Source organism: Burkholderia sp. BCC0322, assembly GCF_902833045.1.
GTDB lineage: Bacteria > Pseudomonadota > Gammaproteobacteria > Burkholderiales > Burkholderiaceae > Burkholderia.
The window spans coordinates 13,082-36,847 of the sequence record NZ_CADFDU010000006.1 but is presented as its reverse complement, the minus strand read 5'-3'; the positions used below and the strand labels follow the sequence as shown (position 1 = coordinate 36,847).

Here is a 23,766-nt window from a genome sequence, read left to right as displayed (position 1 = left end):
AACTTCCCGGCAGGACCACCACCATGACAGCCCTCCTCATCGACGGCAACGCCCTTTCGAAGACCCTGCGCGCACAGGCCGCCGAACGCGCCGCCGCCCTGACCGCACGCGGCCACCAGCCCGGTCTCGCGGTGATCCTCGTCGGCGCCAACCCGGCGAGCGAAGTCTACGTGCGCAACAAGATCAAGGCATGCGAGGACAACGGCTTCTTCTCGCTGAAGGATGCGTACCCGGACACGCTGTCGGAGGCCGACCTGCTCGCGCGCATCGACGCGCTGAACCGCGATCCGAAGATCCACGGCATCCTCGTCCAGCTACCGCTGCCCAAGCACATCGACAGCCACAAGGTGATCGAGGCGATCGCGCCGGAGAAGGACGTCGACGGCTTCCACGTCGCGAACGCCGGTGCGCTGATGACCGGCAAGCCGCTGTTCCGCCCGTGCACGCCGTACGGCGTGATGAAGATGTTCGAGGCGCACGACATTGCGCTGCAGGGCGCGAACGCAGTCGTGATCGGCCGCTCGAACATCGTCGGCAAGCCGATGGCGATGATGCTGCTCGACGCCGGCGCGACCGTGACGATCTGCCACAGCAAGACGCGCGACCTCGCCGCGCACACGCGGCAGGCCGACGTCGTGGTCGCCGCGGTCGGCAAGCGCAACATCCTCACTGCCGACATGGTGAAGCCCGGCGCGACGGTGATCGACGTCGGCATGAACCGCGACGACGCCGGCAAGCTGTGCGGCGACGTCGATTTCGCGGGCGTGAAGGAAGTGGCCGGTCACATCACGCCGGTACCGGGCGGTGTCGGCCCGATGACCATCACGATGCTGCTGATCAACACGATCGAAGCCGCCGAGCGCGCCGCCGACGCGGCCGCCTGAGCGCCTGCCCGTTCCTGCCGGCGCGCGATTCCGTGCGCCGGCGCCTCGCCGGCCGCACCGCACCACGTCGGCCGCGCGATCAGACGCCTCCTCCCCGCATTCGACCCCGCGACAATCGCATCGTTAGAAACTAACGATTGGAAAGCGCGCGGTGCGCCCCAATAATGTCGATATCGGGCGCCGCGTTGCCTTACGCGCCTTACCCTTTTCACTCCGGTTCATCCGGCAACAGACAGGGAGTCTTATGTCCGCCAGCGCCAACACCAACCCGCTTCTCGATTTCTCGGGCCTGCCCCGCTTCGGCGAGATCCGCCCGGAACACGTGACGCCCGCGCTCGACACGCTGCTCGATGCCGCCAACCGCGCGGTCGAGACGGCAAGCGCGGCCGCGACGCCGGCAACCTGGGCGGAAGTCGTCGAGACGGTCGAGCGCGCAACGGAGCCGCTCGGTCGCGCGTGGGGCATCGTCGGCCACCTGAACGCAGTCGCCGATACCCCCGAACTGCGGGCCGCCTACGGCGAGAACCTGCCGCGCGTGACCGAATTCTGGTCGAGCGTCGGCCAGAACCTCGCGCTGTACGAGAAGTACAAGGCGATCGCCGCGAGCGCCGAATACGCGACGCTGTCCACCGAACGCAAGAAGATCCTCGACAACGCGCTGCGCGATTTCCGCCTGTCGGGCGCCGAGCTGCCCGAGGACCAGAAACCGCGCTTCGCCGAACTGCAGGAACAGCAGGCCGCACTGTCGAAGGCATTCTCCGATCACGTGCTCGACGCAACCAACGCGTACGCGTATTTCGTGCAGGACGAGGCCGACCTGGCCGGCCTGCCCGGCGACGCGATCGAGGCCGCGCGCGAAGCCGCGCAAAAGGATGCCAAGGACGGCTGGAAATTCACGCTGCACTTCCCGTCGTACTTCCCGGTGCTGCAATACGCCGACAACCGCGCACTGCGCGAGACGCTCTACCGCGCCTATGCGACGCGCGCGTCGGAACTCGGGCCGCAGTACGGCGACGGCAAGGCCGAATGGGACAACACGGCGATCGTCGCCGATGCGCTGAAGCTGCGCCGCGAAGAGGCGCTGATGCTCGGCTACCGCAACTTCGCCGAAGTGTCGCTCGCGCCGAAGATGGCCGAATCGCCGCAGCAGGTGATCGCGTTCCTCGAGGATCTCGCGACGCGCGCGCGCCCGCACGCGGACAGGGACTGGGACGAGTTGCGCACGTTCGCCGCGAAGGAACTCGGCCTCGCCGAACTCGCGCCGTGGGACGTCGCATTCGCGGCCGAGAAGCTGCGCCAGCAGCGCTACGCGTTCTCGGAAAACGAGGTCAAGCAGTACTTCCCCGAACCGGCCGCGCTGAAGGGCCTGTTCACCGTCACCGAGACGCTGTTCGGCGTGCGGATCAAGCCGGACGACGCGCCGGTGTGGCACAAGGACGTGCGTTTCTTCCGCGTCGAGAACCGCGACGGCTCGCTCGTCGCGCAGTTCTATCTCGACCTGTACGCGCGCGAAGGCAAGCGCGGCGGCGCATGGATGGACGACGCGCGTTCGCGCGCGAAGCGCGGCAGCACCGTGCAGACGCCGGTCGCCTATCTCACCTGCAACTTCTCGGCGCCGGTCGGCGGCAAGCCCGCCTGCTTCACGCACGACGAAGTCATCACGCTGTTCCATGAATTCGGCCACGGGCTGCACCACATGCTCACGCGTGTCGACGAACTCGGCGTGTCGGGCATCAACGGCGTCGAATGGGATGCCGTCGAGCTGCCGTCGCAGTTCATGGAAAACTTCTGCTGGGAATGGGACGTGCTGTCGTCGATGTCGTCGCACGTCGACACGGGCGCCGCGCTGCCGCGCGAGCTGTTCGACAAGATGATCGCGGCAAAGAACTTCCAGAGCGGGCTCGGCACGCTGCGCCAGATCGTATTCTCGATGTTCGACATGCTGCTGCACGTCGACTTCGACCCGGCGGGCGCCACCGGCGTAACCGCATTCGCGCGCGCGATCAACGAACGCTATCACGTGATCCCGCAAGCCCCGTTCTCGCGCTGGCCGAACACGTTCAGCCACATCTTCGCGGGCGGCTACGCGGCCGGCTACTACAGCTACAAGTGGGCCGAGGTGCTGTCGGCCGATGCGTACGCAGCGTTCGAGGAAGCGGCCGCCGCGAGCGGCAGCGTGCTCGACGCGGCGACCGGCACGCGCTATCGCCGCGAAATCCTCGAGGTCGGCGGCAGCCGCCCGGCGATGGATTCGTTCAAGGCGTTCCGCGGCCGCGAGCCGCAGATCGATGCGCTGCTGCGCCACAACGGGATGGCTGCGCCCGCGCACTGAGCGCCGCCCGGCCTGTTCGGCTGCAGGCAAGCAAAGGCACCGCTTCGGCGGTGCCTTTTTTCATGGCGCGGGCTATTCGTCGTCGAACAGCGAGAACTGCCCGTGGCGCTCGGCCGTATCCTCGTCGATGCGCACGCCGACGCCGAGCAAGCGCACCGCCTGCGCACGCCGTTGCAGCCCCTTCGCGAGCAGCGTGACCGCCGTGTCCGCGTTCGTCGCATCGGCCACGCATTCGACCGTCGTGCGCTGGAAATCGGCGAAGCGGATCTTCACGTAAAGCTTGCGGATCGACCGCGCGGCGCCCGCCCGTTCGATCCGCGCGTCGAGTTGCACGACGAGGCGGCGGATTTCCGCCGCGCACTGCTCAAGCGTCGTCAGGTCGGTCACGTAGGTCGTCTCGACGCTGACCGACTTACGCTCCTGGTCGGCCTGCACACGCCGCTCGTCGATCCCGCGCGACAGTTCGTACAACCGCCGCCCAAACGCGCCGAATTCGCGATGCAGGTCGATCAGCGGCCAGTCGCGCAACTGCGCGCAGGTCTGGATGCCGAGCCGGTCGAGCCGCGTGGCCGTCACCTTGCCGACGCCGTGCAGCTTGCGCACCGGCAGCGCCGCGACGAACGCGTCGATCTCGTGCGGCCGCACGACGAACAGCCCGTCGGGCTTGTTCCAGTCGGACGCGATCTTCGCGATGAACTTGTTCGGCGCGACCCCGGCCGACACGGTCACGCCGACCGTGTCGAACACGCGCTGGCGGATCTCCCGTGCAATCAGCGTCGCGCTGCCCTGGCACCGCTCCGACCCGCTGACGTCGAGGTACGCCTCGTCGAGCGACAGCGGCTCGACATCGGGCGTGTAGTCGCGATAGATCGCCATGATCTGCCGCGACGCCGCGCGATACTTGTCCATCGCGGACGGCAGGATCAGCAGGTCCGGACACTTGCGCATCGCCAGCGCCGACGACATCGCCGAATGCACGCCGTAGCGCCGCGCCTCGTAGTTGCAGGTCGCGATCACGCCGCGCTGGTCGGGCCGGCCGCCGACCGCGAGCGGCCGGTTGCGCAGCGACGGGTCGTCGCGCATCTCGACCGACGCGTAGAAGCAGTCGCAGTCGCAGTGAATGATCTTGCGCATGCGCGGCAGCGCGTCGTCGGGCGGCAGCACGTACGGGTCGGCAGGCGGAATGATGGGCGGGTTCACGGTGCCGATACTGTACAAAAACACAGTGCCGGTTTCAACTGTCTCGTGCGGCCTCGCCCGGCGGCGCCGTACCGGCCCGCTTTACGCGGATCGTACCGGCCGGGCGCGGACAGCGGCGCCTATACTCGTCTGCCGCAATACATGAAACGCAAAGGTGACGAATGAAGACGATCGGACTGATCGGCGGGATGAGCTGGGAATCGTCGGCCGAGTACTACCGGATGATCAATCGGTATTCGAAGGCGCTGCACGGCGGGCACCACAACGCGAAGAGCGTGCTGGTCACGGTCGATTTCGCCGAGATCGAAGCGCTGCAGCGCACGCACGACTGGGCCGCGCTCGGCGAACGGATGGCCGGCGCCGCGCGGCAGCTCGAAGCGGCCGGCGCCGATCTCGTCGTGCTGACCACCAATACGATGCATCGTGTATATGATGCGATCGAAGCCGCGGTGACGCTGCCGTTCCTGCATATCGCCGATCCGACCGGCGACGCGCTGCGCGATGCCGGCGTCGAGCGCGTCGCGCTGCTGGGCACGCGCTACACGATGGAGTTGCCGTTCTACGCTGAACGGCTGCGCGGCAAATTTGGGCTGGACGTGCTCGTGCCGGACGAACGCGGGCGCGACGACGTGCACCGGATCATCTACGACGAGCTGTGCCACGGCATCGTCTCGCCGGAATCGCGCGCGACTTACGTGACGATCATCGAGGAACTGGCCCGGCGCGGCGCGCAGGCGGTGATCCTCGGCTGCACGGAAATCACGCTGCTGATCGGCGCGGACGACTCGCCGCTGCCGGTGTTCGATACGACCGCGCTGCATGCGAAGGCGGCAGTCGAGTGGGCGGCACGCTGATCACTGCCGCGCAGAAAACAAAAAACCCGGCACGAGGCCGGGTTCTTGTCGACGAAGGGCGCATCGGTCATATGCGCTGCACATCGTCTGGTGTGCATGGTTGCGGGGGTAGGATTTGAACCTACGACCTTCGGGTTATGAGCCCGACGAGCTGCCAGACTGCTCCACCCCGCGTCAGAGAAATAAATTATAGGGTGAGGGAGTACTCACGTCAATACTTTTGTCACAATTTCTTCTCGGTCCATCGAAACAGCCGCGCGCGGCGCCTCCCCCGCCCCGCACGATGCGCGCGTTCGCGCCGCGTGCTCGCGGTAAGATGGCGGCCTTCGCATTCACCCCGCACGCACACTCCCGTTCATGAAAATCGCCACCTGGAACGTCAACTCGCTCAACGTCCGCAAGCAGCATGTGCTCGACTGGCTCGCGCAAAGCGGAACCGACGTGCTGTGCCTGCAGGAACTGAAGCTGCCGGACGAGAAATTCCCGCGCGCCGACCTCGAGGCGGCCGGCTACCGCAGCTGGTTCACGGGCCAGAAAACCTACAACGGCGTCGCGATCCTCGCGCGCGACACGCTGCCGTTTGACGAGTCGGACGTGGTGCGCAACATCCCCGGCTTCGACGATCCGCAGCAGCGCGTGATTGCCGCGACGATCGACGGCGTGCGCATCGTGTCCGCGTATTTCCCGAACGGCCAGGCGCCCGACTCCGACAAGTTCGTCTACAAGATGCAATGGCTCGACGCGCTGCAGGCATGGCTGCGCACCGAGCTGCAGCGCTACCCGAAGCTCGCGCTGCTCGGCGACTACAACATCGCGCCGGAAGACCGCGACGTGCACGACCCCGCGAAATGGGAAGGCCAGAACCTCGTGTCGCCGCAGGAGCGCGCACACTTCGCGCAACTGATCGAGCTCGGCTTCGTCGATGCGTTCCGCCGCTTCGAACAGCCGGAGAAGACCTTCACGTGGTGGGACTACCGGATGATGGCGTTCCGTCGCAACGCGGGGCTGCGCATCGACCACGTGCTGCTGTCGCCGGCGCTCGCGGAAACCTGCACGTCGTGCGAAGTCGATCGCACGCCGCGCACGTGGGAACAGCCGTCCGACCACACGCCCGTCGTCGCGGTCGTCGGCTGATCGCTCGGGCAGCCCGCGCGCGTTCAGCGCCGTGCGGGCGCCGGCCCGAGATGGGCCCACAGGAACCCGAATTCCGCCGCATCGGCTTCCGCGCGTTCCAGATCGTCGGCGCTGCCGTGGCCGCCGTCGGTGTTCTCCCAGTACCACACCCGTTCATGGCCGAGCGCATGCATGCGCGCGGCCATCTTGCGCGCATGCGCGGGATGCACGCGGTCGTCGCGCGTCGATGTCGTCAGCAGTAGCGGCGGATACGCGACGCCGCCGCGCACGCGGTGATACGGCGAGTACGCGGCCAGCGCCGCGCCCTCGTTCGGATCGTCCGGGTCGCCGTATTCGTCGAGCCATGCGGCGCCCGCGTGCAGCTTCGGATAGCGCCGCATGTCGAGCAGCGGCACGCGGCAGAGCACCGCGCCGAACAGCTCCGGCCGCTGCACCATGCACGCGGCGACCAGCAATCCGCCGTTGCTGCCCCCTTCGATGCCGAGCTGCGCGGCGGTCGTCACGCCGGTCGCAGCCAGATCCTCGGCCACCGCGATGAAATCGTCGAACGAACGCTGGCGATGTTCGCGCTGCGCATCGACGTGCCAGCGCGGCCCGAACTCGCCGCCGCCGCGGATGTGCGCGAACGCCATCACGCCGCCGCGCTCGAGCCAGCCGATACCGAACGCATCGCTGTAGCCCGGCAGGTTCGGGATCGCAAAACCGCCATAGCCCGACAGCAGGCACGGCCGCGCAACGCGGGCAGCGCCGTCGGCCACGTCGAGTGCATCGCGCGGCCCGATCAGCGTGTACGGCACCATCGTGCCGTCTCGCGAACGCGCGCTCGCGCGGCGCACGACGAGCCCGGCCGCGTCGAACCGCACCGGCGGCCGGTCGAGCAGCACGAGCCGCGACGGCGCATCGTCCGCGCGATCGGCAAGATCGGCCAGCCAGCATTCGGGCGGATCGAGACAGGTGTCGACGTCCACGTAAATCTCGTCGTTCAGCGTCGCTTCGACGGGCTCGACGTCGATCTGCGCATCGCCCGGCCCCGGCCATTCGAACGGCCGGGCATCCCACGTCCACGTGCCGTCGTCGGCCTGGCTCGGCTGCCACAGCATCGTGCGGTTCTGCACGTCGTCGAGCCAGCTCGCGATCAACGTCGTGCGCGTGTTCGTCCACGTGCACGCGGACGTCGACGGTCGTGGCGCGAACAGCGTCGTGAATTCGCGCGACCCGGCCAGGAACGCCTGCTCGCGGATCGCGAGCAGCGAACCGCCCGCATGGCGCACGCCGTCGCAATCCCAGTCGAGACGCGGCTCCAGCACGAGCCAGCCTTCCCAGAACCCGACCTCGACATGGGTGGGTACGTCGTAGCGCGCCCACTCGCCCGTATCGGTCAGCCGGTACGCATGGGCATCGAAGAAATCGACGCTGCGCCACGCGACGTGGCGCTTGTCGATCGGATCGAAGCCCGCACCCGCGCTGATGTCGTCGGGTTCGCCACGGAACACGACGGGCGCATCGGCAAGCGCCGTGCCGCGCACCCAGCGCCTCGCTTCATACGGATAACCGGCCGCGGTCGCATGCGCTTCGCCGCGATCCCAGCTGACGTAGACGGTATCGCGGTCGATCCAGCCGACCGTGTGATGCCCCGGCTCGTCGATCGTGAAGCCGCCGTCGACGAAACGCCGTTCGACGAGATCGAATTCGCGCACGACGACCGCGTCGGCGCCGCCCGGCGACAGCGACAGCAGTGCGCGATCGCCGTCCGGATACAGGATCGAGTCCTGCTCGAACACCCACGACTCGCCCTCCTGCGCACCGAGCGCATCGACGTCGAGCAGCGTTTCCCACGCCGGTTTTCCCGCGCGCCAGTCGTCCCAGCGCGTGCGGCGCCACAGCCCTTTCGGATGGAGATCGTCCTGCCACAGGTCGTAGGCCCAATCGCGCCAGCGGGTCGGAATCACCGGCCGTTCGCGCGGCAGGTACGCTTTGGCGAGGCGCGCCGTCAGCGCGCGATAGGCGGCGTCGTCACGCAGCGCGGCGCGCGTGCGCGCATTCTGCTCGTCGACCCACGTGCGGGCGCGCTTGCTGTCGAGCGCTTCGAGGAAACGGAACGGGTCGGCCCCGGCGGGCCAGCGGAAGGAATCGGACATTGCGGATCGGCGGAATGGCAAGCTGCGTGCAAACCGCGATTATGTCCGATCGCGGCATGCGCGATGCCCGCGCATGCCGCAAATCGTGCTCAGGGCTCCAGATGGAGTTCCTGGATCTTGCGCGTGATCGTGTTGCGGCCGATACCGAGCCGCTCCGCGGCTTCGACCTTGCGGCCACGCGTGAAGTCGAGCGCCTCGCGAATCACGGCCGCCTCGAAGCGGCGTGCGAGTTCGTCCATCACGTCGGCCGAGTTCTCGCGCAACAGTCGTGCAACCTCGGTGCGCAGGCCATGCTCCCACAACGGATAGCCGGCCGGCACGCTGCCGTTCGGCGCGGACGCGACAGGCGCGGGCATCGCCGGTGCCGCACCGATCGTCGGCGGCGAGAACGCCGTATCGCCACCGACGTGCGCCTCCGCACCGTCGCCCGACGCGGCCACCGGCGCACCGGCCGGCACGAGGTCGGGCGGCAGGTCCTTGATCTCGACCGTTTGCGCGGGCGCCATCACCGTCAGCCAGTTCGCGAGATTCTCGAGCTGGCGCACGTTGCCGGGAAACGCCAGCGACGTGAGGTAAGCCAGCGCTTCGTCGGACACGCGCTTCGGCTCGACGCCGAGATCGCGTGCGCTCTTCTGCAGGAAGTGGCGCGTGAGCAGCGCGATGTCCTCGCTGCGTTCGCGCAGCGGCGGCAAGCGCAGCCGGATCACGTTGAGCCGGTGGTAAAGGTCCTCGCGGAACAGCCCCTGCCGCACGCGCGATTCGAGATTCTGGTGCGTCGCGGCGATCACGCGCACGTTCGCGCGCAGCGGGTTGTGGCCGCCGACCCGATAGAACTGCCCGTCCGACAGCACGCGCAACAGGCGCGTCTGCAGGTCGAACGGCATGTCGCCGATTTCGTCGAGGAACAGCGTGCCGTTCTCGGCCTGCTCGAAGCGGCCCTGCCGCGTCGTCTGCGCGCCGGTGAACGCGCCGCGCTCATGGCCGAACAGCTCGGATTCGAGCAAGTCCTTCGGAATCGCCGCGGTGTTCAGCGCGATGAACGGCCCGTTCGCACGCGGGCTGTGACGGTGCAGCGCACGCGCGACGAGCTCCTTGCCGGTGCCCGATTCGCCGGTGATCAGCACGGTCGCGGCCGAGTGCGACAGGCGGCCGATCGCGCGGAACATGTCCTGCATCGCGGGCGCCTGGCCGAGCATCTCGGGCGCCTCGGCCACGCGCTCGTCCAGCGGCGCGCCGCCGCGCAGGCTTTCCTCGACCGCGCGGCGGATCAGCTCGACCGCCTTGTCGACGTCGAACGGCTTCGCGAGATATTCGAACGCGCCGCCCTGGAACGCCGCAACAGCGCTGTCGAGATCGGAGAACGCCGTCATGATGATGACGGGCAGGCCCGGCAGGCGCTCGTGCATCGCCTGCAGCAACTCGAGGCCCGAGCCGCCCGGCATCCGGATGTCGGATACGAGCACTTGCGGTGTCTCGTGGTCGAGCGCGGCCAGCGCATCACGCACGTTCGCGAAGCTCTTCGTCGCGAAGCTGTCGCGGGCGAGCGCTTTTTCGAGCACCCAGCGGATCGATTGGTCGTCGTCTACTATCCAGATCGGCTTCATAGGTCGGTCAGATATTGGTGAATCTGGTGAATCGCGATGCCGCCGCTCAATGGTCGAGCGGCAGCAGGATCTGAAATTCGGTACGTCCGGGCCGGCTTTCGACCTCGATCATCCCGTCGTGCTGCTGCACGAACGTCTGCGCGAGCGTCAGGCCGAGACCGCTGCCGTCGTCGCGCCCGGATACGAGCGGGTAGAAGATCCGGTCGCGGATTTCTTCCGGAATGCCGGGCCCGTTGTCGATCACGTGCAAGTCCAGTGCCAGCCGGTACAGGCGCTTCGCGATCGTTACCTTGCGCGCGATGCGCGTGCGCAGCTCGATCTTCGCGTCGCCCTGCGCGATCCGTTCGCGCAGCGCCTGCGCGGCGTTGCGCACGATGTTCAGCAGCGCCTGGATCAGCTGCTCCTTGTCGCCACGCAGGTCCGGCACGCTCACGTCGTAGTCGCGCTCGATCGTGAGCCCGCGCGGAAATTCCGCGAGCATCACCGCGCGCACGCGTTCGCATACTTCATGAATGTTCACGTCGCCGACGATGTGCGGATGCCGGTGCGGCTCCAGCAATCGGTCGACGAGCGTCTGCAGGCGATCGGACTCCTTGATGATCACCTGCGTGTATTCGCGCAACTCGCCGCGCTCGCGCTCGCCGAGCTCGAATTCGAGCAGCTGGGCTGCGCCGCGGATGCCGCCGAGCGGGTTCTTGATCTCGTGCGCGAGGTTGCGGATCAGTTGCTTGTTGACCGCGGTCAGGTCGTGGATGCGCTCCTCGCGATCGGTGCGCGACTGCCGCTCGTTCTCGAACAACTCGACGAGCACGAAATCGGGCGCGGTCTCGAGGAAGCCGACGATCGCATGCACATGCAGCGGTTCGCGGCCGGGCCGGTCGAGCACGGTATCGAGATGCGTCGCGTGAAAGCGTTCCTCGCCGATCGCGGTGATCGTCGACGCAAGCTCGTTCGCATTCGGAAAAATCTCGCCCCACGGCCGCTGCGCGAGCTGCCGGCGCGAGATGTCGAGCATCGCCTCGGCAGACGGGTTCGCGAACGCGATCCGCAGCGTCTTGCGGTCGAGCACGATCACGACCGTCGGCAGCGCTTCCAGCCCCGCCAGCAGGCCCGAGCGTGCGAGCCGCTCGTCGTCCGTCAGTCGCTCGGGCTGCCCCGTTTTCGCCTTGATCAGATTCTTCAGAACCATCTGCGTGCTTGTCGCGCCTCTACGGGCCAGAAAAGGAAAATCACCGGAACAAAAAAGGGACGGCTGGACGCCGCCCCTTTCAGACTCCGCCGTTCCCGCCGCAGGCCGCACGACGGGAACGAACCGGCATGACGGCGCTGAATCGAAGCGCCATCCATCGCCGATTAGAGCGAGTAGTACATCTCGAACTCGATCGGGTGCGTCGTCATGCGGAACTTCGCCAGCTCCTGCTCCTTCAGCGCAAGGTACGCGTCCAGCATGCCGTCCGTGAACACGCCGCCGCGCGTCAGGAACTCGCGATCCTTGTCGAGTGCTTCGAGCGCCTGGTCGAGGCCCGCGCACACGGTCGGGATCTTTGCATCTTCTTCCGGCGGCAGGTCGTACAGGTTCTTGTCCGCTGCTTCGCCCGGGTGGATCTTGTTCTGGATCCCGTCGAGGCCGGCCATCATCAGCGCCGTGAAGCACAGGTACGGGTTCGCCATCGGATCCGGGAAGCGCGTTTCGATGCGGCGGCCCTTCGGGTTCGACACGTGCGGAATGCGGATCGATGCCGAACGGTTGCGCGCCGAGTAAGCGAGCTTGACCGGTGCTTCGAAGTGCGGGACCAGACGCTTGTACGAGTTCGTCGTCGGGTTCGTGATCGCGTTCAGTGCACGGGCGTGCTTGATGATGCCGCCGATGTAGAACAGCGCCAGTTCCGACAGGCCGGCGTAGCCGTTGCCCGCGAACAGGTTCTGGCCGTCCTTCCAGATCGACTGGTGAACGTGCATGCCCGAACCGTTGTCGCCGACGACCGGCTTCGGCATGAAGGTCGCCGTCTTGCCGTACGAGTGCGCAACGTTATGGATGATGTACTTCGACCATTGCGTCCAGTCGGCGCGCTGCACGAGCGTCGAGAACTTCGTGCCGATTTCGTTCTGGCCCTGGCCCGCCACTTCGTGGTGGTGCACTTCGACCGGGATGCCGAGCTGTTCGAGCAGCAGGCACATTTCCGAACGGATGTCCTGGAACGTGTCGACCGGCGCGACCGGGAAGTAGCCGCCCTTCGTGCCCGGACGGTGGCCCGTGTTGCCGCCTTCGAATTCCTTGCCTGCCGACCACGGTGCTTCTTCCGAGTTGATCTTCACGAAGCAGCCCGACATGTCCGTGTTCCACTGGACCGAGTCGAAAATGAAGAATTCCGGTTCCGGACCGAAGTAGGCCGTATCGCCGATGCCCGTGCTCTTCAGGTACGCTTCGCCGCGCTTCGCGAGCGAACGCGGATCGCGCTCGTAGCCCTTGCCGTCGGCCGGCTCGACCACGTCGCAGGTCAGGACCAGGGTCGACTCTTCATAGAACGGGTCGACGAATGCGGCGTTCGGATCCGGCATGAGCAGCATGTCCGACGCCTCGATGCCCTTCCAGCCCGCGATCGACGAGCCGTCGAATGCATGGCCGCTTTCGAACTTGTCTTCGTCAAACGCCGAAACCGGCACCGACACGTGCTGTTCCTTGCCGCGCGTATCCGTGAAGCGGAAATCGACAAACTTGACGTCCTCGTCCTTCACGAGCTGCATGACGTCGGCGACGGTTTTACTCATAACCTCTTCTCCTGATTGAACAATTCCGGCGGACTGGGAACCGCCTCGTTTATCGAGCTGATCGGGATCTTGCTTTGGCGCAGCGCGCCCCGATTCGACCGAATCCTATAAAGCAGCTTCCGTGCCACCTATGCGCAAGATTGGCGCGAATCGCGCCGGCGCTCGTCGCGACGGGGCTGGGCTGCGCAATTCCGGGGCTCGGCTTCGCCCCGCCTGCCAACCGAAAGCACCGCAATGGTGCAATCGTTGCAGCACGCCGCGCCCGCCGAATCATTCTGGTGCATGCGCGCCATTCTGCACTTTTTTGGTGAACGCGTGTGAGGCGCGCGCACCGTACCGCCACGGACATCCGTGCCGCGACGCCGCGCTAGAATGTTCGTTTGACCGATAGGAGACTCCTTGCCATGAGTACGCTCGACCAGCTTTACGCGAAGGCCGACGAACGCCGCGCACAAGCCGCGCTCAACTACGCCGGGGCGCTGCTGCCGGCCGAGGCCTTCGAACTGCTGCAGCTCGATCCGTCGGCGCGCCTCGTCGACGTGCGCACCCGCGCCGAACTCGACTGGATCGGCCGCCCGCTCGTCGGCGACGGTCAGTACCTGCACCTCGAATGGACGCGCTACCCGGGCGGCGTGCCGAACGCCGAATTCGTCAACGAACTGAAGGCGGCCCTCCCGACCGATACGCCCATCCTGTTCCTGTGCCGCAGTGCCGCGCGCTCGAAGCTCGCCGCGATCGCCTCCGCGCAAGCCGGCTTCACGAAGGCGTTCGATCTGCTCGAAGGCTTCGAGGGCGCAAAGGACGCCGAAGGCCACCGCAAGACGGTCGACGGCTGGTGCTTCCGGAAACTGCCGTGGATCGGCGCCTGACGGCACGCCGCTCCCGCCGGTGACGACAACCCCATCGTCGAGCCGGGCGATGACATGCCGATGACGGGCCGCGTTGCGCGGCCCGTGGCTTTTGTACGGCTGATTGAGGAGGCGCTCAGGCGCGCGGCGTATCGGGTTCGACGACGTCGCCGCCGAGCAGGTGCACGCCTTCACGCAGCTTCACGTAGGCAGCCGCGACCGCTTCCGGCTCGCCCTTCACGCCGAGATCGATGTGACGGCGCGCATAGATCCCGCCGCGCTCCGCATCGCCGACGCTCGGCAGGCTGAACACGCGCACGCCCGGGAAATCGCGTTCGATGCGCTCCATCAGCGGCGTGAGCGTCGATTCCGGCAGTTCGAACACGTACAGCGAGCGCTCCGCGTGCGGCGTCGCGTGATGCAGGTGCGCGTACTTCGTATCGAGCACCCATTCGATCATCGGCCACGCCATCACCGGGAAGCCCGGCACGAAGTGCAGGTCGCCGACCGAGAAGCCGGGAATCCGGTTGTAGCCGTTCGGGATGATCGTCGCACCCGCCGGGAACACCCCCATGTTGAAGCGGTGCTGGTTCTCCGGCGAATCGAAGTCGACCGGCGTGGCCGGATCGGTGTGCGTTTCGCGGATCCGTTCCGAAATCAGCACCTTCGCTTCCGGATGCAGCTCGAGCGGCACGCCGAGCGCGGCGGCCGCGCACTGGCGCGTGTGGTCGTCCGGCGTCGCGCCGATGCCGCCCGTCGAGAACACGATGTCGCCCGACGCGATCGCGCGTGCGAGGGTCGCCGTGATGCGCGCCGGATCGTCGCCGACGTATTCGGCCCAGTCGAGCGTGAGGCCGCGCGCGCCGAGCAACTCGATGACCTTCGCCAGATGCTTGTCCTGCCGGCGGCCCGAGAGGATTTCGTCGCCGATGATGATGATGCCGATGCTCATGCCTGCCCCATGTCGATTGCGGTGGCGCGCGAACTCGCACGCAGGTCCTCCAGCGCGCGCAGGCAGTAATGCCCGAACCACAGCGCCGAGAAGACGAGGATGAAAGCGTAAACCCAGATCATGGCCGCCGCGACGAACGGGAACAGCACCATCATCCAGACCGACGATACCCATACGAAGGTCGGCACGGTGCCGAGCAGCCCGGTCGCGACGCCGATGCCGATCAGCGGCCAGCGGTGCTGCCGCACGAGCGCCCGGCGCTCGTCGCGGCTCGCGTGCAGCGCGAGCGCGTCGTAGGTCATCACGCGGTAAGTGAGCCAGCCCCAGATCACCGGCGGCAGCAGCGCGAAGAACGGCGGGATCAGCCACAGCGGGATCGCGACGACCAGCACGACGACGCCGGCCAGCGCCGCCCACAGCGAATTGAACACGCTGCCGAAAAAGGTGCCGCCCCGCTTCGGCTCGAGCGCCGCGAACTGCCGGTTCGACAGGTGCTTGATCACGACCGGCATCGAAATCGTCGCGATCAGCAGCAGCACGGTCAGCACGATGAGCGGAATCGCGAGCGACACGACCACGAACGGTGCAACGACCGCGTGCAGCTGCGACATGCCGATCGCGTCGAACGCGCGGTACAGCATGGCCGTCAGCACGAAGCCGTCGAGCGCGCCGCGTGCGAGATCCAGCAGCGTCTGCCACGAGAACCACAGCACGACGCCCCACAGGACGGCCGAGACGAGAAACGGCATCAGGGTGAGCCAGAGCATGCGCGGATGCAGTGCGCTCGCCAATGCCCGGACCAAGGAACGCAGCAAGTCGTTCATGCCAGCCTGTATCGACGGAGAAAAACGGGGAAAGGATAAACCACGCGGCCCGCATGCGCCAAAGCACATGCGGGCCGCGTGGGAGAGCCGCTCAACGTGAAAATGGCCGGATCAGGCCGATGCCGCGCCGCGCTTGGCGGGGAACAGGCGCCGGAAGATCCGCACGAACGCGAGCCCGTGCTGCGCCCAGAAGCCTTCGCCGTAGGACACGCCTTCGACCTGGTCGCGGATGCCGGTCGGCTCGACCGTGCGGTTCCACGACGCGGTGCCGAACATCATGTCCCACCACGGGAACAGCACGCCGAAGTTGCAGCCGTACTTCGTGCCTTCGTGGCCATAGCCGACCGCGTGGTGGCGGCGGTGGAAGATCGGGCTCACGAACAGGCGCTCGCCGAGCCAGCCGAACGGCAGCCGCGCATTCGTGTGCTGAATGCTCTGCATGAAGTTCGTGAACGCGGTCAGCACGACGAACTGCGACGGCGTCACGCCGATCACGAGCGCGATCGCCGCGAAGAAGCACGACTGGATCACGTCGTCGAGCACGTGGTTGCGGTCGTCGCACCACAGCGACATCTGGCGCTGGCTGTGATGCACCGCGTGCAGCTCCCACCAGATGCCGAATTTGTGCTGCCAGCGGTGATACCAGTAGCCGGCGAAATCGAGCACGACGAGATAGATCGCGAACGTGATGATCGGCTTCGAGGTCACGCCCGGCCACAGGTAGTCGAGGTTGAGGTTCGCAACGCCGTGCAGGCGCAACCATGCCTGGAAGTTGTCGAACAGCGGTTGCAGCGCGAAGAAGAAGAACAGCGAGTAGATGCCGAGCTTCGCGATCGCCGTGTAGATCACGTCGACCCGCACGGCACGGCGGTTCGTCCAGCGCTCGACGGGCAGCAGCGCCTCGAGCGGGCGCAGCAGCACGAACATCAGGACCATCTGCAACGCGCCGACGATCACCCAGTACAGCGCGTCGTAGGTGTCCTCGTCATAGTCCATCAGGTTGAACTTGAAGAGGAGCGGCTGCACGACGTCGACGTACAGCCAGGTCTGGATGTCCGATACGAATGCATCGATCAGGTGCAGCATCTTTCCCCCTCGCCCGTCACGCGCCGTTCGCGGCGCGCCACGGCGCGCGGTCGTAGAAATAGATGCCGTGCGGCGAGCGGCCGACTGCGATCGTCTGCACCAGCTTGCGCGACGCCAGGTCGATGATCCCGACCTTCTTCGCGAAGCGGAACGTCACCCACAGCGTCTTCTTGTCGGCGGACAGCTCCATGTCGTCCGGGCCCGGCAGCAGGCCGGTGATGTCGCCGACGTTGGTGAGCGTGTTCTCGTCGATGATGCTGATCGTGTTCGCGACCCGGTTCGTCACCGCGACGTGCGTGCCGTCGGCGAGCGAGCGGAAGTTGTGCGCGCCCTTGCCGGTGTAGATCTGCTTGACGACCTTCTGGTTGCGCCAGTCGACCACCGCGACGTAATCGGCGCCGGTCATCCCGACGAGCAGGTATTTGTCGTCAGGCGTGAGCCACAGGCCGGCCGGCACCTTGCCGACCTTCATCTTCCATTTGACCGTCTGCGTCGGCAGGTCGATCGCCGCGATCTCGCCGGAGACCTGCAGCGATACGAGCAAGGTCTTGCTGTCCTTCGTGAACGCGAGGTGGCTCGGCATCACCTCGAGCGGCACGCGCTTCACGAGCTTCAGGTCGCGGCCGTCGTAGCCGTAGATGTCGACGCGATCGAGGCGCAGGCCCGCCGCCGCGAACCACTTGCGATCGGGCGAGAAGCCGAGCTGGTAAGGATCGTCGATCCCTTCGACGGTGCGCTGCAGCTTGCCCGTCTTAGGATCGAGGAACATCAGGCTGTTCGAGACCGAATTCGCGACGATCAGCGACGAATTGTCGGGCGTCGCCATCAGGTGGTGCGGTTCCTTGCCCGTCGGCATCGTGCCGACGACCTGGCGGGTCTGCTGGTCAATCAGGGACAGCGTCGCTTCGGCCGAATTGAGAATGATCACGTTATTCGCGTGGGCGGCGGGCGCCAGCACGGCGGCGGCCAGCGCGAGCGTGCGGCCGAGGGAAAGGAAAGTGCGCATGAAGACTCACGTCGTGGAACAACCGTCATTGTAAAACGTTCAACCGGCCCGGCCGGTTGACCTAAGCCGGCATTGCGCCACTTCGACGCCTGCCGCGACGGCCCGGTCGGCCGGCGCGGCAGGCGCCGCGCGGCCGACCGAGGCCGACCGCCGGTGCGGGCCCGGGCAATCGATGTTGCGCTAGCGCTGCATCGACTCCCAGACCTTGTGCAGACGCTTGACAGAGACAGGCATCGGCGTGCGCAGTTCCTGCGCGAACAGCGAAATCCGCAGTTCCTCAAGCAGCCAGCGGAATTCCGCGAGCCGGGAATCGGCGACGCCGCCGCGCTGCGACACCGCGCGCTGGTACTGCTGGGCGAGCGGCAACAGGTCGGCCGACTGCTTCGCGTCGCGCGCCGGATCGGCCTTCAGCTTGTCGATCCGCAGCGCGATGCCCTTCAGGTAGCGCGGGAAGTGCGCCAGTTGCGCGTAGGGCGTATCGATCACGAAGCGCTTGCCGACCAGCGCGGCGAGCTGCTGCTGCAGGTCCGCATGCGCCTGCGCGAACGGCTTCGCCTGCGCGAGCTTCTTCACGAGCCCCGCGTATTCGGCCAGGATCTGCCCGACCAGCCGCGCGATTTCCTGCGCGAGCAGGTTCAGGCGGCTCCGGCCCTCGTCGCGGCGCGCGTGGAAGCTCGCGTCGTCGTCGGGCAGCGGATCCTGCAGGCACGCGCGGTCGAGCGCCGTGTCGATCAGCTGGTCGCGCAGCTCGTCTTGCGTGCCGAGCGACATGTACTGCATCGCCATCTCGCGCAGGCCCGGCAGGTTCTTCTCGAGGAACTTGATCGGCTCCTTCAACTGCAGCGCGAACAGCCGCCGCAGGCCGGCCCGGTGGATGCGCGCGGCCTCCTCCGGCGAATCGAACACTTCGACGTCGCAATGCGTGCCGCGATCGACGAGCGCCGGGTAGCCGTACAGCGTCTGGCCGCGCCGGCGGATCTCCAGCAGCTCGGGCAGCTTGCCGAAATTCCACGTCGTCAGGTTCTCGTACAGCGCCGTCGCGCCGGCTTCCGCCGGAGCGGCCGTCTGCGGCACCGCGCCCTTGCCGGCCTTCGCGTTGCGGGCGACCGTACCGGTCGCGGCGGCCGTCGCCGGCGCCTGGCCCATGGCCTGGCCGTCATCGGCATCGCCGCCGGCCGCGATCGTCGACGCCGCCGCAATCTTCTGGAACTGCTGCTGCGCCTGCGCGCCGAGCTCCTGGCGAAGCTGCGCGAGATTGCGCCCCATCGCGAGCTGGCGGCCATGCTCGTCGATCACCTTGAAGTTCATGAACAGGTGCGCGGGCAGCGTCTCGAGCTTGAAGTCGGCCGTTTTCATCGCGACCTGCGTCTCGCCGCGCACGTCGGCGATCAGCGCCTCGACCAGCCCGCCCGCACCGAAGCGCTCGCGGCCCATCCGCTCGACGAAGCCGGCCGCGTATTCGGGCAGCGGCACGCAATGCCGGCGCAGCTTCTGCGGCAGCGACTTCAGCAGCAACTGCACCTTTTCCTTCAGCATCCCGGGCACGAGCCACTCGCAGCGGCGCGCGTCGACCTGGTTCAGCGCATACAGCGGCACCGCGAGCGTCACGCCATCGCGCGGCGTGCCGGGCTCGAAGTGGTACGTGAGCGCCATCTCGACGCCGGCCATCGTCGCGCGCTTCGGGAACAGCTCGGTCGTCACGCCGGCCGCCTCGTGGCGCATCAGGTCGTCGCGCGACAGGTACAGCAGCCGCAGCTTGTCCTCGGGCTGGCCGCCCCGCTTCACCTCGTCGCGATACCAGCGCTCGAACGCGGCGCCCGTGTGAATGCCAGCCGGAATCGCCTGGTCATAGAATGCGTAGATCAGCTCGTCGTCGACCAGCACGTCCTGCCGGCGCGACTTGTGCTCGAGCTGCTCGATGTCGGCGAGCAGCTTGCGGTTGTGCGCGAAGAACGCGAGCTTCGTGTCGAACTCGCCTTCGACCAGCGCGCCGCGGATGAACAGCTCGCGCGCACGCGACGGATCCTGCTTGCCGAACGCGACGCGCCGGCGGTGGTAAATCGGCAGCCCGTACAGCGTCGCGCGCTCGTACGCGCTGACCTGCGCCGGGCGCTTTTCCCAATGCGGCTCCGACAGCGACTTCTTCAGCAGGTGCGCACCGATCTTCTCGACCCATTCGGGCTCGATCTTCGCGAGGCAGCGTGCGTACAGCCGGCTCGTCTCGACGAGCTCGGCCGCCATCACCCAGCGGCCGGCCTTCTTCGCGAGCACGGAGCCCGGCCACAGGTAGAACTTGATCCCGCGCGCGCCGAGATAGTGCGGATCGTCGTCGGCCTTCAGGCCGAGGTTGCCGAGCAGGCCCGTCAACAGCGCCAGATGGATCTGTTCGTAGGTCGCCTCGACTTCGTTCAGGCGCCAGCCGTGCTCGCGCACGACGGTCAGCAGCTGCGAATGGACATCGCGCCACTCGCGCAGCCGCAGGTGCGACAGGAAGTTCTGCCGGCACGCGTCGACCAGCTGGCGGTTCGACTTCTTGTGCGCAACGGCCTCTTCGAACCACGCCCAGATCTTCAGCCACTGCAGGAATTCGGAACGCTCGTCGGCAAACCGGCGGTGCGCCTGGTCGGCCTGCTCCTGCGCTTCGATCGGCCGATCGCGCGGATCCTGCACGGACAGCGCGCTCGCGATGATCAGCACCTCGCGCAGCGACTGCTGGTCGCGCGCGGCAAGAATCATCCGGCCGACGCGCGGGTCGAGCGGCAGCCGCGCGAGTTCGCGGCCGAGCGGCGTCAGCGCGTTGTCGTCGTCGACCGCGCCGAGCTCGTTGAGCAACTGGTAGCCGTCCGCGATCGCGCGGCCGGGCGGCGGTTCGAGGAACGGGAACGATTCGATCGCCGTCAGGTGCAGCGACTTCATCCGCAGGATCACCGACGCGAGCGACGAGCGCAGGATTTCCGGATCGGTGAAGCGCGCGCGCGCCTGGTAATCGCTTTCCTCGTACAAGCGGATGCAGACGCCGTCGGCCACCCGGCCGCAGCGGCCCGCGCGCTGGTTCGCGGCCGCCTGCGAGATCGACTCGACCTGCAGCTGCTCGACCTTGTTCCGGTACGAATAGCGCTTCACGCGCGCGAGGCCCGTATCGACGACGTAGCGGATGCCCGGCACCGTCAGCGAGGTTTCGGCCACGTTGGTCGCGAGCACGATGCGGCGCGCGTTCGACGCCTTGAACACCTTGTCCTGGTCGGCCGCCGAGAGCCGCGCGAACAGCGGCAGGATCTCGGTGTGCGGCGGGTGGTGCTTGCGCAGCGCCTCGGCCGCTTCGCGGATCTCGCGCTCGCCGGGCAGGAACACCAGCACGTCGCCGGGGCCTTCGCGGCACAGCTCGTCGACGGCGTCGACGATCGCGTCCATCAGGTCGCGTTCGGCTTCGCGCGCGGTCTTCACGCGGTCGCGGCCGGCCGTGCCTTCGGCGTTCTTCACGGCCGGGCGATCCTCGGCCACGGGCCGGTAGCGCATCTCGACCGGATACAGCCGCCCGCTCACCTCGATCACGGGCGCGGGACGCTCGTCGGTGCCGAAATGGCGCGCAAAGCGATCGGCGTCGATCGTCGCGGACGTGACGATCAGCTTCAGGTCCGGCCGCCTCGGCAGGATTTCCTTCAGGTAGCCGAGCAGGAAGTCGATGTTCAGGCTGCGCTCGTGCGCCTCGTCGATGATCAGCGTGTCGTACGCCTTCAGCAACGGGTCGGTCTGCGTCTCGGCGAGCAGGATCCCGTCCGTCATCAGCTTCACGGACGCGCCCGGCGCGAGATTATCGGTAAAGCGCACCTTGTAGCCGACCACTTCGCCGAACGGCGTGCCGAGTTCCTCGGCGATCCGGCGGCCGGTGGACGACGCGGCGAGGCGGCGCGGCTGCGTATGGCCGATCAGGCCCGTGCCGCCGGCGCCGAGGCCGCGGCCGAGATCGAGACAGATCTTCGGCAGCTGCGTGGTCTTGCCCGAACCGGTTTCGCCGCAGACGATGACAACCTGATGACCGGCGATCGCGCGCGCGATTTCGTCGCGCTTGCCCGACACCGGCAGGCTTTCGGGGTACGTGATCGGCGGGACCGGGTTCGGTGTGACGACGGCGCGCGGCGGACGCTCGCGGCGCGGCGCGCGCTCGCCCGACGCGGCGGACGCGTCCTTCGCGGCCGGCCGGCGTGCCTCGCCGCGCGATTCGTCGCCGCGCGGACCGCGCGGCGCTTGCGCAGGCTTGCCCGCGTGCTGTTGCTGCGGCCGGCGCGGCGGCTGGCCCGGCTGCTGGCGTGCGTCGGCCGCACCATCCGGGTGCCGGGCCGACGGCGCTTTGGCCCGCGTCGGCGCGGGACTTTTAGGTACATTCGACATGGGGGCGCATTATAATCCCGCCCATGAATTCCCAAACCGACCTCCCTCCCGCTCAGGCCGGCGCCGCGACGCCGCCGGCCGCCGACGATTCGGCCGCCAGCCACGCGCAGTTCGTCGACTGGATGCGTTCCGTCGCGCCCTATATCCACAAGTTCCGCAACAGCACGTTCGTCGTGGGGTTTGGCGGCGAGGTGGTGCAGCAGGGGCTGCTGAACGCGCTCGTGTCCGACATCGCACTGCTGCAGGCGATGGGTATCCAGATCGTGCTGGTGCACGGGTCGCGCCCGCAGGTCGAGGAGCAGCTGAGCCTGCACGGTGTCGAATCCGAGTTTTCGCACGGCCTGCGCATTACCGATGCGCGCGCGCTCGAATCCGCGAAGGAAGCGGCCGGTGAAGTGCGTCTCGACATCGAGGCAGCGATCAGCCAGGGGCTGCCGAACTCGCCGATGGCGCACGCGCACATCAGCGTCGTGTCGGGCAACTTCGTGACCGCGCGGCCGGTGGGGATTCTCGACGGGGTCGATTTCGCGCATACGGGCATCGTGCGCAAGATCGACGCCGAATCGATCCGTCATTCGCTCGCGAGCCGCAAGCTCGTGCTGCTGTCGCCGCTCGGCTTCTCGCCGACCGGCGAAGCGTTCAACCTGTCGATGGAAGACGTGGCGTCGGCCGCCGCGATCGCGCTGCGCGCCGACAAGATCGTGTTCCTGACCGACGGCCCCGGCATCGTCGACGACGAAGGCGAGCTGATCCGCGAAATGTCGCTCGACGCGGCGGCGGAACTGCTCGATTCCGGCAACATCCAGGGCGACGACGCGTTTTTCCTGAAGCATTCGATCCGCGCGTGCCGCGGCGGCGTGACCCGGGCGCACCTGATCCCGCAATCGCTCGACGGCAGCATGCTGCTCGAACTGTTCCTGCACGACGGCGTCGGCACGATGATCTCGTACGAGAACCTCGAAAGCCTGCGCGAAGCGACGCCGGACGACGTCGGCGGCATCCTGTCGCTGATCGAGCCGCTCGAGTCGGACGGCACGCTGGTGCGGCGCGGCCGCCACCAGATCGAACGCGACATCGACCACTTCTCGGTGATCGAGCACGATGGCGTGCTGTTCGGCTGCGCGGCGCTGTATCCGTACCAGCAGGAGAAGATCGGCGAGATGGCGTGCCTGACGGTCGCGCCGGAAGCGCAGGGCTCAGGCGACGGCGAACGCCTGCTCAAGCGCATCGAGCAGCGCGCACGCGCGCGCGGCCTCACGCATATCTTCGTGCTCACGACGCGTACCGAGCACTGGTTCCTCAAGCGCGGCTTCGTCAAGGTCAGCGTCGACGACCTGCCGGAAGACCGCCGCAAACTCTATAACTGGCAGCGCAAGTCGCTCGTGCTGATGAAACAGCTCTGAGCGGCGCAAGACGCCCGCCCTCCCCCAGTCCGATTACAGGAGAAGTACACGATGGCCCGTATGATTCAATGCGCGAAGCTCGGCAAGGAAGCCGAAGGTCTCGATTTCCCGCCGCTGCCGGGCGAACTCGGCAAGCGCATCTATGAAAGCGTCTCGAAGGAAGCATGGCAGGGCTGGCTCAAGCAGCAGACGATGCTGATCAACGAAAACCGCCTGAACATGGCCGACCCGCGTGCGCGCCAGTACCTGATGAAGCAGACCGAGAAGTACTTCTTCGGTGACGGCGCGGACCAGGCGTCCGGCTACGTGCCGCCGACGGAAGGCTGATGACGCGATGCGCGCG

General features: G+C 67.3%; 17 protein-coding genes and 1 tRNA gene. 7 read left to right on the top strand and 11 right to left on the bottom strand.

The window, feature by feature from the left end; translation table 11 throughout:
- Nucleotides 1-23: 23 nt before the first annotated feature.
- Together folD and HWX39_RS18420 are read left to right on the top strand one after the other, a co-directional pair.
- Nucleotides 24-884 (top strand): bifunctional methylenetetrahydrofolate dehydrogenase/methenyltetrahydrofolate cyclohydrolase FolD, encoded by an 861-nt coding sequence (gene folD, locus HWX39_RS18425; protein WP_175969427.1) that lies wholly within the window; start codon nt 24-26, stop codon nt 882-884.
- A 244-nt stretch (nt 885-1,128) separates the two neighbouring features.
- Entirely contained in the window at nt 1,129-3,216 is a 2,088-nt protein-coding gene (locus HWX39_RS18420; protein ID WP_175969426.1) for a M3 family metallopeptidase, read from the top strand.
- Nucleotides 3,217-3,288: 72 nt separating this feature from the next.
- Here the strand turns inward: HWX39_RS18420 and dinB are convergent, their stop codons facing one another.
- Nucleotides 3,289-4,440, bottom strand: coding sequence for a DNA polymerase IV (dinB, locus tag HWX39_RS18415; RefSeq protein ID WP_175969425.1), 1,152 nt, complete (start codon nt 4,438-4,440; stop codon nt 3,289-3,291).
- A 137-nt stretch (nt 4,441-4,577) separates the two neighbouring features.
- Here dinB and HWX39_RS18410 point away from each other — a divergent pair, with 137 nt between their 5' ends.
- Nucleotides 4,578-5,270 carry an aspartate/glutamate racemase family protein gene (locus HWX39_RS18410; protein WP_175969424.1) on the top strand — a complete coding sequence of 231 codons (693 nt, stop codon included), beginning with the start codon at nt 4,578-4,580 and terminating at the stop codon, nt 5,268-5,270.
- Nucleotides 5,271-5,367: 97 nt separating this feature from the next.
- On the opposite strand, the gene HWX39_RS18405 is transcribed toward HWX39_RS18410, so the two are convergent.
- Nucleotides 5,368-5,444: transfer RNA gene (locus HWX39_RS18405), tRNA-Met, on the bottom strand.
- Between the two features lie 183 nt (nt 5,445-5,627).
- Here HWX39_RS18405 and xth point away from each other — a divergent pair.
- Nucleotides 5,628-6,404, top strand: a complete 777-nt coding sequence (gene xth / locus HWX39_RS18400; protein WP_175953552.1) for an exodeoxyribonuclease III — start codon at nt 5,628-5,630, stop codon at nt 6,402-6,404.
- 23 nt (nt 6,405-6,427) lie between these two features.
- Here xth and HWX39_RS18395 read toward each other — a convergent pair whose 3' ends face one another.
- From HWX39_RS18395 to glnA, 4 genes are all read right to left on the bottom strand, one after another.
- Complete coding sequence (locus tag HWX39_RS18395; protein WP_175969423.1) at nt 6,428-8,542, bottom strand: prolyl oligopeptidase family serine peptidase; 2,115 nt, start codon at nt 8,540-8,542, stop codon at nt 6,428-6,430.
- A gap of 89 nt (nt 8,543-8,631) precedes the next feature.
- Nucleotides 8,632-10,146, bottom strand: a complete 1,515-nt coding sequence (gene ntrC, locus HWX39_RS18390; protein WP_175969422.1) for a nitrogen regulation protein NR(I) — start codon at nt 10,144-10,146, stop codon at nt 8,632-8,634.
- A gap of 46 nt (nt 10,147-10,192) precedes the next feature.
- Nucleotides 10,193-11,335, bottom strand: coding sequence for a nitrogen regulation protein NR(II) (glnL, locus tag HWX39_RS18385; protein WP_039364809.1), 1,143 nt, complete (start codon nt 11,333-11,335; stop codon nt 10,193-10,195).
- Between the two features lie 164 nt (nt 11,336-11,499).
- Nucleotides 11,500-12,915: a type I glutamate--ammonia ligase gene (gene glnA, locus HWX39_RS18380; RefSeq protein WP_175953558.1), complete on the bottom strand. Its 1,416-nt coding sequence runs from the start codon at nt 12,913-12,915 to the stop codon at nt 11,500-11,502.
- A 404-nt stretch (nt 12,916-13,319) separates the two neighbouring features.
- Here glnA and HWX39_RS18375 point away from each other — a divergent pair, with 404 nt between their 5' ends.
- The gene (locus tag HWX39_RS18375) at nt 13,320-13,784 is read left to right on the top strand and encodes a rhodanese-like domain-containing protein (RefSeq protein WP_175969421.1); all 465 of its coding nucleotides are present in this window, start codon (nt 13,320-13,322) and stop codon (nt 13,782-13,784) included.
- A gap of 115 nt (nt 13,785-13,899) precedes the next feature.
- Here the strand turns inward: HWX39_RS18375 and HWX39_RS18370 are convergent, their stop codons facing one another.
- The 5 genes from HWX39_RS18370 to hrpA form a co-directional block, all read right to left on the bottom strand.
- Entirely contained in the window at nt 13,900-14,715 is an 816-nt protein-coding gene (locus HWX39_RS18370; protein WP_175969420.1) for a molybdopterin-binding protein, read from the bottom strand.
- Nucleotides 14,712-15,539, bottom strand: coding sequence for an EI24 domain-containing protein (locus HWX39_RS18365; protein WP_175969419.1), 828 nt, complete (start codon nt 15,537-15,539; stop codon nt 14,712-14,714). The genes HWX39_RS18370 and HWX39_RS18365 overlap by 4 nt, the downstream gene beginning before the upstream one ends.
- Before the next feature lie 111 nt (nt 15,540-15,650).
- Nucleotides 15,651-16,625, bottom strand: a complete 975-nt coding sequence (locus HWX39_RS18360; RefSeq protein WP_175969418.1) for a sterol desaturase family protein — start codon at nt 16,623-16,625, stop codon at nt 15,651-15,653.
- A 16-nt stretch (nt 16,626-16,641) separates the two neighbouring features.
- Nucleotides 16,642-17,631, bottom strand: a complete 990-nt coding sequence (locus HWX39_RS18355; protein ID WP_027786950.1) for a beta-propeller fold lactonase family protein — start codon at nt 17,629-17,631, stop codon at nt 16,642-16,644.
- Between the two features lie 180 nt (nt 17,632-17,811).
- On the bottom strand, nt 17,812-22,020 hold the full coding sequence (gene hrpA / locus HWX39_RS18350; protein WP_175969417.1) for an ATP-dependent RNA helicase HrpA: 4,209 nt from the start codon (nt 22,018-22,020) through the stop codon (nt 17,812-17,814).
- A 23-nt stretch (nt 22,021-22,043) separates the two neighbouring features.
- On the opposite strand from hrpA, the gene argA reads away from it, so the two are divergent.
- Complete coding sequence (gene argA, locus HWX39_RS18345) at nt 22,044-23,423, top strand: amino-acid N-acetyltransferase (protein WP_175969416.1); 1,380 nt, start codon at nt 22,044-22,046, stop codon at nt 23,421-23,423.
- A gap of 51 nt (nt 23,424-23,474) precedes the next feature.
- Nucleotides 23,475-23,750, top strand: coding sequence for an oxidative damage protection protein (locus HWX39_RS18340; RefSeq protein WP_006478357.1), 276 nt, complete (start codon nt 23,475-23,477; stop codon nt 23,748-23,750).
- Nucleotides 23,751-23,766 lie beyond the last annotated feature (16 nt).

Coding starts and splice junctions, on each gene's coding strand:
- folD (WP_175969427.1), top strand. CDS start 24: ATGACAGCCCTCCTCATCGACGGCAACGCCCTTTCGAAGACCCTGCGC.
- HWX39_RS18420 (WP_175969426.1), top strand. CDS start 1,129: ATGTCCGCCAGCGCCAACACCAACCCGCTTCTCGATTTCTCGGGCCTG.
- HWX39_RS18410 (WP_175969424.1), top strand. CDS start 4,578: ATGAAGACGATCGGACTGATCGGCGGGATGAGCTGGGAATCGTCGGCC.
- xth (WP_175953552.1), top strand. CDS start 5,628: ATGAAAATCGCCACCTGGAACGTCAACTCGCTCAACGTCCGCAAGCAG.
- HWX39_RS18395 (WP_175969423.1), bottom strand. CDS start 8,542: ATGTCCGATTCCTTCCGCTGGCCCGCCGGGGCCGACCCGTTCCGTTTC.
- ntrC (WP_175969422.1), bottom strand. CDS start 10,146: ATGAAGCCGATCTGGATAGTAGACGACGACCAATCGATCCGCTGGGTG.
- glnL (WP_039364809.1), bottom strand. CDS start 11,335: ATGGTTCTGAAGAATCTGATCAAGGCGAAAACGGGGCAGCCCGAGCGA.
- glnA (WP_175953558.1), bottom strand. CDS start 12,915: ATGAGTAAAACCGTCGCCGACGTCATGCAGCTCGTGAAGGACGAGGAC.
- HWX39_RS18375 (WP_175969421.1), top strand. CDS start 13,320: ATGAGTACGCTCGACCAGCTTTACGCGAAGGCCGACGAACGCCGCGCA.
- HWX39_RS18370 (WP_175969420.1), bottom strand. CDS start 14,715: ATGAGCATCGGCATCATCATCATCGGCGACGAAATCCTCTCGGGCCGC.
- HWX39_RS18365 (WP_175969419.1), bottom strand. CDS start 15,539: ATGAACGACTTGCTGCGTTCCTTGGTCCGGGCATTGGCGAGCGCACTG.
- HWX39_RS18360 (WP_175969418.1), bottom strand. CDS start 16,625: ATGCTGCACCTGATCGATGCATTCGTATCGGACATCCAGACCTGGCTG.
- HWX39_RS18355 (WP_027786950.1), bottom strand. CDS start 17,631: ATGCGCACTTTCCTTTCCCTCGGCCGCACGCTCGCGCTGGCCGCCGCC.
- hrpA (WP_175969417.1), bottom strand. CDS start 22,020: ATGTCGAATGTACCTAAAAGTCCCGCGCCGACGCGGGCCAAAGCGCCG.
- argA (WP_175969416.1), top strand. CDS start 22,044: ATGAATTCCCAAACCGACCTCCCTCCCGCTCAGGCCGGCGCCGCGACG.
- HWX39_RS18340 (WP_006478357.1), top strand. CDS start 23,475: ATGGCCCGTATGATTCAATGCGCGAAGCTCGGCAAGGAAGCCGAAGGT.